This window comes from Parvibaculum sp. (genome assembly GCF_039973015.1).
In the GTDB taxonomy this organism is placed as follows: domain Bacteria; phylum Pseudomonadota; class Alphaproteobacteria; order Parvibaculales; family Parvibaculaceae; genus Parvibaculum.
Map to the genome: position 1 here is coordinate 120,332 of NZ_JBDWLT010000005.1, position 13,020 is coordinate 133,351.

Sequence of the window (13,020 nt, forward strand, 5' to 3'; positions counted from 1 at the left end):
CTCCCCTAGAAAGCGAACGAGAAGCCCGCGCCGATGGACGCTCCCGTCTCGCCCGCGCCGTTCACATTCGTGTCGACGAGATCGAGCGTGATGCCGAACGTGCCGTAGCCGGTCTCCGCAAGATAGGTCACGCCTGCTTCGAGGGGCATTGCACTGCCATCGAAACTTGCACTCCGTTTCTCATAGTTCACGCTGCCGTCGAATTCGCGACCGACCGGCACACGCAGCGACATGGTGCCACTGGTGATCTGGAGCGGCTTCACCAGCGAAAAACGTAGCAGGCTGCTCTCGTGAAAGAGGTTCTCTGCATCGAGCATCAGCCCGTAATGGTCGCCGCCCCAATTATCCGCGGGCTCGAATAGAGAGCTTTCCGTGCCTGCGCTGTCGATTGTCGCTCGCGTATAAAAGGCGGCAAGCGACCAGGTGCCACCGAGCGCGCCTGTGAGGTTCACGCCCTGGAATTGCGTCAGCGCTTCCTCGCCGAGAGACAGCGCCCCGTCCGACACCATGCCCGCCACCGAGCCGCGCTCGCGCAGCACCGCATAGGAGCCCCCTGCCGTCCAGTTTTCGTTCAGGCGATAGGAAAGACCGACTGCGGCAAACGTCGCATCGCCCCGGCTTTCGGCGAGGGGATCGGTAATCGCAAGGCCGGAAAGGCCGGTATCGAATTCCTCTTGCGTCATCGCGAAGGCGTGACCGCTCAGGCGGTCGGTGAGTTTCGTGCCTGCGCCTATCGAAACGGCCTCACCGAAGAGGCCGCTCGCTTCGCCAAGCGAGGAGAACATGATTTGCGAAAAACGCTGCGGGGCCGCTGCCCTGTTCGCGGAAGGCACGTCCGACAAAAAGAGCGCCGGGGCGCCGATGCCGATGCTGATTTCGGTGCCGCCCGTCACCATGCGAAGCGCAGACGAGGTTTCGCCGTCGAGCCCGGTCGCGTTCCAGGCCAGCATCGCCGTGTCGCCATTGTCGAGATCGACTGTCTTTCGCTGGGAGACGAGCCCGAGAATATCGAGCCCGCGTTGGGAGAGAGCAGGCTCGTGCTCGGCCACAAAAGCAGCCGTATTCGCCTCGAAGGGCCTTCCATAAGCATCGAAGACAACAAGGCCGGAAAGGAGCGAGCGGCTGGAAACGCTCATGCTCGAATAGCCCCAGTCCCTGAAGACTGTCTCGCGCGTCGTTGTCTGGCCGGTCTTCGCCGTGACCGTATCCGACGTCAGGATAACCGTTCCGCCGACGGGACCAAGCGCCGCCGGCACATTCAGAAGTCCCCAGCCATAAACCGTATCGGCACCGGGCTTGCCGAGATCGATGGCGGATTCCTTGATGATCGAAGCCAGTTGCGTCGGGGTCAGCGGCGTATTCTTGTCCGCCGCGTTCTGGGCGACAAGCGCAACCGCGCCCGTAACATGCGGCGCGGCCATCGACGTACCGGAACCGTGGGCGAGACTCTGGCCAGGATAATCGGAAAGAATGCCGGCCCCCGGCGCGACGATGAAATAATTTCGGAGCTTGCTGTCGAACTCGCAATCATTCGACTTGCCGAAACAGGCATTGCCCGCCTGGTTCGAAAAACTGGAAATCTGGTTGTTCTCATCCACACTTCCGACGATCAGGATATGCCCGAGATTTTCGGGCGCCGCGTGGCGATAGCTCTCTCGCTTCAGGCGGACGCCGTCATTGCCTGCGGCGCGCACAATCACCGCCTCATCCGTATAATTGTCGAGAAAATAAACCTCCTTCGGCATGAAGACGTCGCCGGCGCGCTGCGGGCCATAGCTCATGTTGATGGCCACGATATTCGCGCCAAGCGCGTTCATCAGCCGCACATGTCCGAGCGCCTTGCGGCCGCCATCATCGGCAACCCAGTCGTCACCATCGAAAAAGGAGTAGCCATAGACACGGACACCCGGCGCGACACCCGCAATGCCCACACCATTGGCCGACGCACCTGCGATCCCCGCTACATGCGTACCGTGGGGATCGGGCTCCCAGTAGGCCCCCGGATAAGGATAGAAGGCCTTCGTCTTGGCGCTCAGGTCCACATGCTCGATATCGATTTCACCATCGAAAACCGCAATCGCGAAACCGCTGCCATCCAGCGTCTCATGCAGCGTTTCGGTGACACCGATCCGTTCGAGGTTGAACTGGTCATCGGACGAATATTCATATCCGGCGGCATGGCCCGGGGCAGCCGCAATGAGAGCAACCGTCACAGCCAGCGCAAACAATGGAGTATGCGTGTTCATCCAGGGCCCCTCCGCTCCTTCCCTGCCGGAATCGCCTTTGCGAGACAGTTGCCGTCTCCAACCGGGGTACTACCTGCATGGTTCTGGAAAGGTTAATGAACGCAGGTTTCAGCCAACCCCGATCACACACATTAACATTCCAGGAAGCAACCCCAATCATTATTCATAACGCTTTGATCTTGAAGGGTTTCCTTCCCCCGCCGTCTGTGCGCCGCGTCGCCCCGCGATCCCCTTGAAACCGCCGGGAAAGACCGTTCCGCCGAGCCTTGCCCCGGCATGGGCTGCGCGCCTATATAGAAGCCACACGGCAGCTTCACCGGCTGGCGTTCTTCAGGGTTCCGGTCATGCTGCTGCTCATCGATAACTACGACAGCTTCACCTACAATCTCGTCCATTTTCTGGGCGAGCTGGGGGCGGAGGCGCGCGTCCACCGGAACGACAAGATCACGGTCAACGAGGCACTCTCGACACGGCCTCGGGCAATCGTCCTTTCGCCGGGCCCCTGCGACCCGGACAAGGCCGGTATCTGCCTCGATCTCATAAAGGCCGCTGCCGCGCATCGCATTCCCCTTCTCGGCGTCTGCCTCGGCCATCAGGCCATCGGTCAGTCTTTCGGCGGCAAGGTGGTGCGGGCGCCCTCGCTGATGCACGGCAAGATGAGCGCCATCCATCATGGCGGCAAAGGCCTCTTCCAGTATCTGCCGAGCCCGATCGAGGCGACGCGCTACCACTCGCTCATCGTCGAGCGAGAAAGTCTGCCGGACTGCCTTGAAATCACAGCCTGGACCAATGACGGCATCATCATGGGCGCGCAGCACAAGGAGCTGCCGATCCACGGCGTTCAGTTTCATCCAGAAAGCATCGCCTCCGAGCACGGGCATGACATCTTGCGCAATTTCCTGCAGCTTGCGGGCATGAACACGCGCGAACTGGCTTGAGGGGACGAACGGGGGCAATGACTGACTTCAAGACCATCATCGCGCGGCTCGCCGAGGGCCAGCCGCTCGACGTAGCCACTGCGCGCGACGCCTTCGAGACGGTCATGTCCGGCGAGGCGACGCCTGCGCAGATTGCAGCCTTCCTGATGGGGCTTCGTGTGCGCGGTGAGACCGTTGAGGAAATCACCGCTGGCGCCACCGTCATGCGCGAGCGCGCGCTCCGTGTCACCGCACCTGCGGATGCCATCGACATTGTCGGCACAGGCGGCGACGGCATTGGCACCTGGAATATCTCGACCGCGACCGCCATCGTCGTCGCGGCGGCGGGTGTTCCGGTCGCAAAACACGGTAATCGCAAGGCCTCCTCTCTTTCGGGCACTGCAGATGCCTTGCAGGAACTCGGCGTCAATCTCGACATCGATCCAGCCACCATCGCAAAGTGCATCGAGAAGGCCGGCATCGGTTTCATGTTCGCGCAGGCGCATCACGCTGCCATGAAGCATGTCGCGCCGGTGCGCGGCGATCTCGGCATCAAGACCGTCTTCAACATGCTCGGACCGCTTTCCAACCCCGCTCTCGTGAAGCGGCAATTGCTCGGCGTCTTCGCCGCTTCCTGGGTCGAGCCCTTCGCCGAGGTGCTCCGCAATCTGGGCTCGACAAGTGCATGGGTCGTTCACGGCTCGGATGGCATGGACGAAATCACGACGACGGGTCCGACCGCCGTCGCCGAATTGAAGGATGGCAAGATCCGCATCTTCGAGGTAACGCCGGAAGAAGCAGGTCTCCGCCGTGTCTCCATCGATGAATTGAAAGGTGGCGACCCGGCCGAGAACGCAGCGGCCATCCGTCGCCTCTTCGATGGCGAACCGGGCGCATACCGCGATATCGTGCTGCTCAACACCGCCGCCGCTCTGATCGTCTCCGGCAAGGCGGCGAGCCTGAAGGAAGGCGTCGGAGCCGCGGCCAGGATCGTCGATAGCGGGGCCGCAAGGGAAACGCTTGCGAAACTCGTTGCCGCCTCGAACGGAAAGTCCGATGGCTGACATTCTCGAAAAGATTGGCGCCTACAAGCTCGACGAGATCGCCGAGGCAAAGCGTGCGCATCCGCTTTCTTCCGTGGAAGATGCAGCGCATTCCGCATCGCCCGTTCGCGGTTTTGCCTCTGCGCTCCGCGCTCGCACCGATGCGGGGGCTTACGCCCTCATTGCCGAGATCAAGAAGGCAAGCCCCTCAAAGGGCCTCATCCGGGCTGATTTCGATCCGCCTGCCCTCGCCCGCGCCTATGAAGCAGGTGGCGCCGCGTGTCTTTCCGTTTTGACGGACGGCCCTTCATTCCAGGGCGCGCCGGATTATCTTGCAACCGCTCGCGCCGCAACCGCGCTTCCCGTCATCCGCAAGGACTTCATGTACGATACCTATCAGGTGGCGGAAGCGCGCGCGATGGGAGCGGATGCCATTCTCATCATCATGGCGGCCGTTTCGGACGCGCAGGCGAAGGAACTCGAAGAAGCGGCGTTCGGCTGGAAGATGGATGTGCTGGTCGAAGTTCACAACGAGGAAGAGCTGACCCGTGCCCTCGCCCTCAAAAGCCCGCTCCTCGGCATCAACAACCGCAACCTCAAGACCTTCGAGACGACGCTCGCCACAACGGAGCGGCTTGCTCCTCTTGTTCCCGGCGACCGTCTCATCGTGGGTGAGAGCGGAATCTTCACGCATGACGATCTTGTTCGCCTTTCCAAAGTTGGTGTGCGGACATTCCTGGTGGGTGAGAGCTTGATGAGGAAGGAAAATGTGGAGGCAGCAACACGCATGTTGCTGGCGGGTTCCGCCTGAACGCAGGTGCATAACCGGCTGGCACCGGAAACCGGGGGTTAAATTCTCACGGAAGACGCTGCCCGCTCCACCCTTGTCCCCGCCTATGGGGACAAAGCCCCGGAATGTTACGTTTTGATGACGTTTCGATGACAGTCGGCCGTCAGGAAGCCCGAAATGACCTATGATATCCGCACCTCAAGGCCACAGGATTTTGCTCTTTTCGGCGAAATCGAGAATGCCGCCGGTGCCCTTTTTGCCGATGCCGGGATGCCTGAAATCGCCGCACACGAGCCCACCGACCTTGAATTCATAGAAGCCGCCGCACGCACCGGTGCCGTCCTTGTCGCGACCGCAGACGACACCCCTACCGGCTTCATTCTTTCGGCCCCGCTCGATCGGGCGATGCACATTTTTGAATTATCCGTACACCCCCTACATGGACGAAACGGTCTCGGCCGCAGGCTTGTCGAGGCTGTCTGCGCGCATGCCGCGAATGATGGCTTTCCTGCCGTTACACTTTCGACCTTTCGCGACCTCCCATGGAACGGACCATTCTACCGTTCCTGCGGATTCCGCGAGCTCGAACGCCATGAGTGGACGCCCGCCCTTCTTCTCGCCCATTATCGCGAGGAAGATCTTGGCTTGCCGCTCAACCGCCGATGCTTCATGCGCAAAGACCTGTAAGATACAGACCGCCAACAAGGAAAGTGACGTTAGATCATGACCGTTCTCAAGCTTCCCAAATGGAACATGGCAATCGGCGATGGCGAGCCGCTTCTCTGCATCGCTGGCCTCAATGTTCTTGAGGATCTCGATCTCACGGTCGCAACGGCGGAGCACCTGAAGGCGGTGCTCGACGAGTTGAAACTTCCGTTCATCTTCAAGGCAAGCTTCGACAAGGCAAACCGCTCCTCGATCAAAAGCTATCGCGGGCCGGGTCTGAAAGATGGCCTTGCGATGCTGGCTGAAGTGAAGCAGCGCTTCAACGTCCCGATTTGCACAGACATCCATGAAGTTGATCAGGCTGAGGCAATCGCCGAAGTTGCCGATCTCGTACAAATACCGGCTTTCCTTTGCCGCCAGACGGATCTGGTCGTGGCCGCAGCGCGTGCCACACACAAGGCGAGAGGCCTTCTTCATGTGAAGAAAGGCCAGTTCCTCGCACCCTGGGATTGCCGCAACATCGTCTCGAAAATCAAGGAAGCCTGCGGCGAAGACATCACGATCCTCTGCGAGCGCGGCAACTCCTTTGGCTATAATAACCTTGTTGTCGACATGCTGGCCTTCGATGAAATGAAGAAGCTTGGCGCGCCCGTGACTATCGATGCGACCCACGCCGTGCAACTTCCGGGCGCCGACCCGCGTACGCAAGGCGCTTCCACCGGCGGCCGCCGCGAAGGCGTTCCCGTCATCGCAAAAGCTGCTGTGGCGTCCGGTGCAAACGGGGTCTTCCTGGAGTTTCATCCGGACCCGGACAAGGCGCTTTGCGACGGCCCGAGCTGCCTCCCGCTCGACGGCGCGTCAAAACTCTTCGCGAGCCTCAAGGCCATTCACTCGGCAGCAAACTGACGGACGAAACGGCAGCCCACGAAAGGCTTTTCAATTGGCCGGAAAGAAACTGACGCATCTCGACGACAAGGGCGCGGCCCGCATGGTGGACGTGGCAGAGAAGCCCGTCACCTCGCGCAGTGCGACCGCGAAGGGCCGCATCACGATGAAGGCCGCAACGCTGAACCTCATTCTCGGCGACGGCCTGAAGAAAGGGAATGCCCTTGAGGTTGCAAGGCTCGCGGGCATCATGGCGGCAAAGAAAACATCCGATCTCATTCCGCTTTGCCACCCTCTCGCCATATCCAGGGTCGAGGTTGAACTTCGCCCTGACAAGAAGAGCAATTCCGTTGAAGTCGAGGCCACGGTGAAAGTTTCCGGGCAGACCGGTGTCGAAATGGAAGCGCTCACGGCCGTCAGCGTCACCTGTCTCACACTCTACGACATGGCAAAGGCAGTCGACCGCGGGATGAAAATCGGCGACATCAGGCTGACCCGGAAATCGGGAGGCAAGTCAGGCGACTACGAGGCGAGATAAAGATGGCAAAGCAGCCTCTCCTTCCCGTCGAGGATGCGCGGACGCGGATTCTGGCGGCACTGCATACAACACCTGTTGAGTCTGTTTCACTCGCAGAAGCCCTTGGGCGTGTGCTTGCTGAAGAAGCCATTGCACGGCGCACTCAGCCGCCCGCCGATCTTTCGGCAATGGACGGCTATGCCGTGCGCGTTGAAGATGTTGCTTCCGTTCCCGTCCAGCTCAAGGTCGTCGGCGAAGCGCCCGCAGGCAGCTCTTATCCCAAACATCTCGCCAAGGGTGAGGCCGTTCGTATCTTCACCGGTGCTGCATTGCCGCGCGGTGCCGACGCGATCGTCATTCAGGAAGATACAGAGCGTGACGGCAATACCGTCACCATCAGGGAGGCCGTGAAAGCCGGGCGGCATGTTCGGCCATGCGGTCTCGATTTTCGTACCGGCGATGCAGGCATGCCCGCAGGCCGCAGACTTTCACCTGCCGATATCGCATTCGCTGCCGCAATGAACCTCGCAACGCTGAATGTTCACAAGCGCCCCGTCATTGCTTTCTTTTCGACCGGTGACGAACTCGTGCCTCCGGGAACGGAGCCGGGAGCGAACCAGATTATTTCCGCAAATAATGACGGGCTGGCCGCTCTCATCATCGAAGCAGGCGGCATTCCGCTCGACCTCGGCATTGCACCCGATCGCGTCGGCGCCATTCGGGAAGCTGCAGAGCGCGCAGGCGCGGCCGACATGCTCGTCACTCTTGGTGGCGCCTCCGTCGGCGATCACGATCTCGTGCAGGAAGCGTTGAGCCCGCTCGGTCTCGATATCGACTTCTGGAAGATCGCAATGCGTCCTGGCAAGCCGCTCATGTATGGCTCGCTCGACGGCAAACCGATGCTCGGCCTGCCGGGCAATCCGGTTTCCGCTCTCGTCTGCGCGACACTTTTCCTGAAGCCTGCCATTCAGCGCATGCAAGGTGGCGACAGCGCCCTTCACACTGGCATCGCGCGGCTGGGGCGGGACATGCCCGCCAACGACGCTCGCGAGAATTATGTTCGCGCCGGGCTCGACCATGTTCATGACGAACTGCCCGTTGCCACACCATTCGAAGTGCAGGACAGCTCCATGCTTTCCATCCTGGCCGATGCGGGTTGCCTGATCGTTCGCGCACCTGGCGCAGAGGCAGCCAGGGCCGGCACCATCGTTTCGGTTTTGCCCCTCAGGATGTGACTTATCCACAAATGCGCTTGACACATACAGGAGAACTAAACTAGAACGGCTGCGAACGTTTTTGTTTTGTTCCGAGGGCCGACGGTCCCGAAACGAACGGAGGGGCAAGGACCAATGCTGACGCGCAAGCAACACGAACTGCTGATGTTTATCCATGAGCGGATCAAGGAAGGCGGCGTTTCCCCCAGCTTTGACGAGATGAAGGAGGCTTTGGACCTCCGCTCGAAATCCGGCATACACCGTCTCATTACAGCGCTTGAAGAGCGCGGATTCATCCGCCGCCTGCCGCACCGGGCCCGCGCCCTCGAAATTCTCAAGCTTCCCGAATCGGCCTCGCCAAGCCTCGCCATAGCACGCGGCGGAAAAGGCTTCTCACCGAGCGTTATCGAAGGCGGGGCACAGATGAAGCCCGCGAGCCGCGATCTCGCGCCTGCGCGCGAACCCAGCGACAGTATGACGCTCTCCGTCATGGGCCGCATCGCAGCAGGCACCCCCATTGAGGCGCTGCAGGAAGAAAGTCACCAGGTCAGTGTTCCGCTCAGCCTGCTCGGCTCGGGCGAACACTATGCGCTTGAGGTGAAGGGCGACTCGATGATCGAAGCCGGTATCCTCGATGGTGACACAGTGCTCATACAGCGTTGCGACACCGCGACCAGTGGTGAGATCGTTGTTGCGCTCGTCGATGGATATGAGGCGACACTGAAGCGGCTTCGCAAGAAGGGCGACTCGATTGCGCTCGAAGCCGCGAACCCCGCCTATGAGACTCGCATTTTCGGCCCGGATCGCGTCAGGGTACAGGGAAAGCTTGTCGGGCTTCTTCGGCGTTACTGATTCTTCAAGCTCCTCTGGACCCACGGCCGCACGCCGCGCACCTGTTTCGCAGTGACTGTCTGCAGCTGGCCTCCCTCGCCCAGAGTGATCGCAGTTGCGCCATTGCGCCAGAAAAAGAAATAATCAAGCAACAGCCGTGCGGCGCATTCCTTTCTTATTTGGCGAGGAACGGAAACCGCCGCGATAACAATCTCACTTCGCTCGCAATCTTCGACAACGGCTCCCAAAGTTTCTGGAAAGGCAACAGATGGGCGCTCCCGCTCGCTATAGGCGCATCCCCGCCCGTCGCATTTCATGAAGTCGGATCGCGCAGCTTCCCGCGCCGTTCTTGCGTCCCCCTCGTAACGCAACCATTGTCCTGCCGTGTAGGATGGACGGGATGCCGTAAACACGAGGTGTCCGTCAGCGCCACGAACCGCGAAGAGCGCCGCATCGCGGTCCACCAGAATATCCGGCTTCGGTCCGCTCCCCCAAAGCCCCAGTCCAACAACAATCGGCAAGATTCCCGCATAGCGCCAGCTTGCGCGCCAAAGCGTGAGCCACAATGCACCCAGCACCGTGATCACCAGCGCCGAGAGCGGTGCCGCGGGGACCATACGATCCGCGCCATTCCAGGCTGCAACTTCATGGGCGATCGCGAGCATACCATCGACGCCCTTTCCCATCGCCCATAGCGCAGGGCCATCCAACCCCAGCGGCATAAGTAAAAGCGAGACGAGTGCCATTGGCATAACCACAATGCCGACGAGCGGCATAGCGGCCATATTGCCGGCGAGGCCGTAAATCGCGATCCGGTTGAAATGAAAGGCGGCAATAACGCCGGTTGCAGTGCCTGCAACGATGCTCGTCAATGCAATGCCGAGTATGTAGGCAAAGGCCCGCGATATGAGCGCCTCGACACCTGCTGCGCGCGGCCTCGATGTCCATCGGCGTACCGGCTCACTTTCGTAAAAGGCAATCAGCGCGATCACCGCCGAGAAGGACATCTGGAAGCTTGCGCCGATAAGACTTTCCGGACGCCACAGCAGGATGACGGTAGCCGCAAGCATTACATTCCGCATACTGAGTGCAGGCCTGTCCAGCAGCACAGCGAGAAACATGAGACAGATCATGATCCAGGCGCGCTGCGTTGCCACCGCTGCTCCCGATATCACCAAGTAAAAGGTCGCCCCGAGAATGGCGACGGCCGCGGCCCATTTCTTGATCGGGTAGCGGAGTGCGAGCCCCGGAACAAGGACCAGGCACATCCGGACCGCCCAAAAGAGCGACCCTGCAAAGAGCACCATATGGAGCCCGGAAATCGAGAGCACATGGTAGATGCCTGCGGCCCGCAAATCGACCGAAACAGGATCAGGGATACTTGCTCGTTCTCCTGTAATGAGGGCGGCAGCAACCGCACCGCCGGTGCCACCGATTTTGGAACGGATACGGTCGCCGATACTCATGCGGAGAATGGTCAGGGACTCCCCCATGCCAGTGGGAGGCACCGTCTCCTCTGGTGCTGTGTAGGCAAACCCAACGGCGCCGAGTGAAGAGAACCAGGATTGCCTTGCGAAATCAAAACCATAGGGCAACACAGGCTCAGGCGGGGGCATGAGCCGGGCGCGCAGGTTCACTTCCGCGCCGGGCCTCAGAGTTGCATCGCGCAGCCTGATATTCACTTTCACCCGGGCCGGCAAATCCGCCGGCGACAGACGCCCGAACGCGGAAGGCGCAAGGATGGCCGACAAGGCGCCTGTTTCAGTTGTCTCGACGGACAAGACCTTCGCTGAGAGATTGCCTGCCATCGGTCGCTCGAGAACGGGGGCCGCAACGACATGACTTCGATAAGTCGTTGCCGCGAAGCCAATGACTACGCAAAGAACAGCCGCAGAGAAGGGAGCAAATATTGAGCTGTGCCGGGTCCGCCAAAGGGCCCAGGCCGCCGGCATCACAGGCATTAGCGCCAGCCAGAGAGGCGGCTCGGCAGGCAGGCCGAAATAGAGCGCCACCCCGATGCCAAGGAAGACCGGTATCCATAAAAAAAGACGGTCACTATCAGCAACATAAGCGTCGCTGAGCCAGACACCGCAGGCAGCCCCAGTTTCGCGTATGCGTTCCGTGAGCTTCCCTAGCGCTGGTCGCCGCCGTCCATCTGTCGCAATCGCCACAAAGGCCCCCCAAGCCAGATTTCCGAAGCTCCTCCATATCGTGAGGACTTCGCCTAACCCCATCACATCAAACGGCTTTTCGAGCGCTCGGCCCTTTGCATTTCGGGCTTACGCTGCGTTGCCGCAATGTGCTAGAAATCCCTGCCCCGCAGCTGACCCATAAAGCATCATTGCCATAATCCGGGTCAAAGCTTGCCAACATTTATTCGAGTTGCCTACCCGCGCGGCTGCGGCGCCGGATCGCAGGAGATCATGACGGAACACACGACAGTCATCACCCGTTTCGCGCCGTCACCGACGGGCTATCTCCATATCGGAGGAGCCCGGACGGCGCTGTTCAGCTGGCTGTTTGCCCGGCATCACGGCGGCCGCTTCTTGCTGCGTATCGAAGATACCGATCGCGAACGCTCAACCGAGAGCGCCATTGCGGCTATTTTCGAAGGGCTCAAATGGCTAGGCCTCGAATGGGACGAGGAGCCGGTCTATCAGGCTTCCAGGATGGCGCGTCATGTAGAGGTCGTTGAGCAGCTGCTTCGCGACGGTCATGCCTATCATTGTTACGCCAGCCAAGCCGAGCTTGAGGAGATGCGGGAGAAAGCGCGCGCCGAAGGCCGCCCGGTCCGCTACGATGGCCGGTGGCGCGACCGCGATCCCGCCGAAGCGCCTGCCGATGTGAAGCCGGTCGTGCGCTTCCGGTCCCCGAATGAAGGGGAAACGGTCGTCCGCGATCATGTCATGGGCGAGGTTCGTTTTCCAAACGAGCAGCTCGATGACCTGATCATCCTGCGCAGCGATGGTACACCGACTTATAATCTTTCAGTTGTCGTAGACGACCACGATATGGGCATCACCCATATCGTGCGGGGAGACGACCATTTGACCAATGCAGGGCGCCAGAGCCAGATCTACGCTGTGCTCGGCTGGGACATTCCGGAATTCGCCCACGTGCCTCTGATCCATGGACCTGACGGTGCCAAGCTCTCCAAGCGTCATGGCGCACTCGGGGCCGAGGTTTATCGCGACATGGGGTATCTGCCGGAAGCGATGCGCAACTATCTGGTGCGCCTCGGCTGGAGCCATGGCGACGATGAGATATTCTCTACCGCGCAGGCCATCGAATGGTTCAACCTCGATAGTATCGGGCGTTCTCCCGCTCGTTTCGATTTTTCGAAACTCGAAAGCCTGAACGGACACTACATCCGTGAAGCCGATGACGAACGGCTCGTCGACGACACGATTTCCCTGATGACACGACTTGAAGGCTGGGAGGCGGACGAGATTTTCCGCTCAAAACTGCTCGCGTTGATGCCGGCCCTGAAGGAACGTGCGAAGACCCTCGTCGAACTTGGTCGAGGCGCCGCTTTCCTCCTCGCCCGCCGGCCTCTCGTTTGCGACGACAAAGCCACCCAGCTCCTGACCGATGAGTCCCGCGCCCTCCTCTCACGGCTGGCTCTTCGCCTTGAAGCTCAAAACGACTGGACCCTGGAAGAGGTTGAAGCAGCTGTTCGTGCATTCGCGGAGGAAGAAAACCTGAAGCTCGGCAAGGTGGCCCAGCCGCTCCGCGCCGCAGTCACGGGAAGCACCGTTTCACCGCCCATTTTCGATGTGCTGGCTACTCTCGGCCGCGAAGAGTCTCTTGGCAGAATCAAGGATCAGGCTGCATGACAGGCCGTGTGCCCGTGCTGCTGCGAAACAGAATGATGTTTAACGAACTGCCCGGCTTTGTTGCTTTCGAGCGGC

General features: G+C 60.5%; 11 protein-coding genes. 9 read left to right on the forward strand and 2 right to left on the reverse strand.

Going from position 1 to position 13,020, the window contains the following annotated elements:
* Positions 1 to 5 precede the first annotated feature (5 nt).
* Positions 6 to 2,246, reverse strand: a complete 2,241-nt coding sequence (locus ABJO61_RS04065) for a S8 family peptidase (RefSeq protein WP_348325727.1) — start codon at positions 2,244 to 2,246, stop codon at positions 6 to 8.
* A 344-nt stretch (positions 2,247 to 2,590) separates the two neighbouring features.
* Here ABJO61_RS04065 and ABJO61_RS04070 point away from each other — a divergent pair, with 344 nt between their 5' ends.
* From ABJO61_RS04070 to lexA, 8 genes are all read left to right on the forward strand, one after another.
* Complete coding sequence (locus tag ABJO61_RS04070; protein ID WP_348325729.1) at positions 2,591 to 3,184, forward strand: aminodeoxychorismate/anthranilate synthase component II; 594 nt, start codon at positions 2,591 to 2,593, stop codon at positions 3,182 to 3,184.
* 17 nt (positions 3,185 to 3,201) lie between these two features.
* Positions 3,202 to 4,227 carry an anthranilate phosphoribosyltransferase gene (trpD, locus tag ABJO61_RS04075; protein ID WP_348325731.1) on the forward strand — a complete coding sequence of 342 codons (1,026 nt, stop codon included), beginning with the start codon at positions 3,202 to 3,204 and terminating at the stop codon, positions 4,225 to 4,227.
* Positions 4,220 to 5,017 carry an indole-3-glycerol phosphate synthase TrpC gene (gene trpC / locus ABJO61_RS04080; RefSeq protein ID WP_348325733.1) on the forward strand — a complete coding sequence of 266 codons (798 nt, stop codon included), beginning with the start codon at positions 4,220 to 4,222 and terminating at the stop codon, positions 5,015 to 5,017. The genes trpD and trpC overlap by 8 nt, the downstream gene beginning before the upstream one ends.
* 156 nt (positions 5,018 to 5,173) lie before the next feature.
* Positions 5,174 to 5,683 (forward strand): GNAT family N-acetyltransferase, encoded by a 510-nt coding sequence (locus ABJO61_RS04085; protein WP_348325735.1) that lies wholly within the window; start codon positions 5,174 to 5,176, stop codon positions 5,681 to 5,683.
* Positions 5,684 to 5,719: 36 nt separating this feature from the next.
* On the forward strand, positions 5,720 to 6,568 hold the full coding sequence (gene kdsA / locus ABJO61_RS04090; protein ID WP_348325737.1) for a 3-deoxy-8-phosphooctulonate synthase: 849 nt from the start codon (positions 5,720 to 5,722) through the stop codon (positions 6,566 to 6,568).
* A gap of 34 nt (positions 6,569 to 6,602) precedes the next feature.
* Positions 6,603 to 7,085 carry a cyclic pyranopterin monophosphate synthase MoaC gene (moaC, locus tag ABJO61_RS04095; protein WP_348325739.1) on the forward strand — a complete coding sequence of 161 codons (483 nt, stop codon included), beginning with the start codon at positions 6,603 to 6,605 and terminating at the stop codon, positions 7,083 to 7,085.
* A 2-nt stretch (positions 7,086 to 7,087) separates the two neighbouring features.
* On the forward strand, positions 7,088 to 8,299 hold the full coding sequence (gene glp, locus ABJO61_RS04100; RefSeq protein WP_348325741.1) for a gephyrin-like molybdotransferase Glp: 1,212 nt from the start codon (positions 7,088 to 7,090) through the stop codon (positions 8,297 to 8,299).
* 114 nt (positions 8,300 to 8,413) lie between these two features.
* Positions 8,414 to 9,130: a transcriptional repressor LexA gene (lexA, locus tag ABJO61_RS04105; RefSeq protein ID WP_348325743.1), complete on the forward strand. Its 717-nt coding sequence runs from the start codon at positions 8,414 to 8,416 to the stop codon at positions 9,128 to 9,130.
* On the opposite strand, the gene ABJO61_RS04110 is transcribed toward lexA, so the two are convergent.
* Complete coding sequence (locus tag ABJO61_RS04110; RefSeq protein WP_348325784.1) at positions 9,124 to 11,343, reverse strand: ComEC/Rec2 family competence protein; 2,220 nt, start codon at positions 11,341 to 11,343, stop codon at positions 9,124 to 9,126. The genes lexA and ABJO61_RS04110 overlap by 7 nt on opposite strands.
* Positions 11,344 to 11,532: 189 nt before the next feature.
* Here ABJO61_RS04110 and gltX point away from each other — a divergent pair, with 189 nt between their 5' ends.
* Positions 11,533 to 12,945: a glutamate--tRNA ligase gene (gene gltX, locus ABJO61_RS04115; protein WP_348325745.1), complete on the forward strand. Its 1,413-nt coding sequence runs from the start codon at positions 11,533 to 11,535 to the stop codon at positions 12,943 to 12,945.
* Positions 12,946 to 13,020 lie beyond the last annotated feature (75 nt).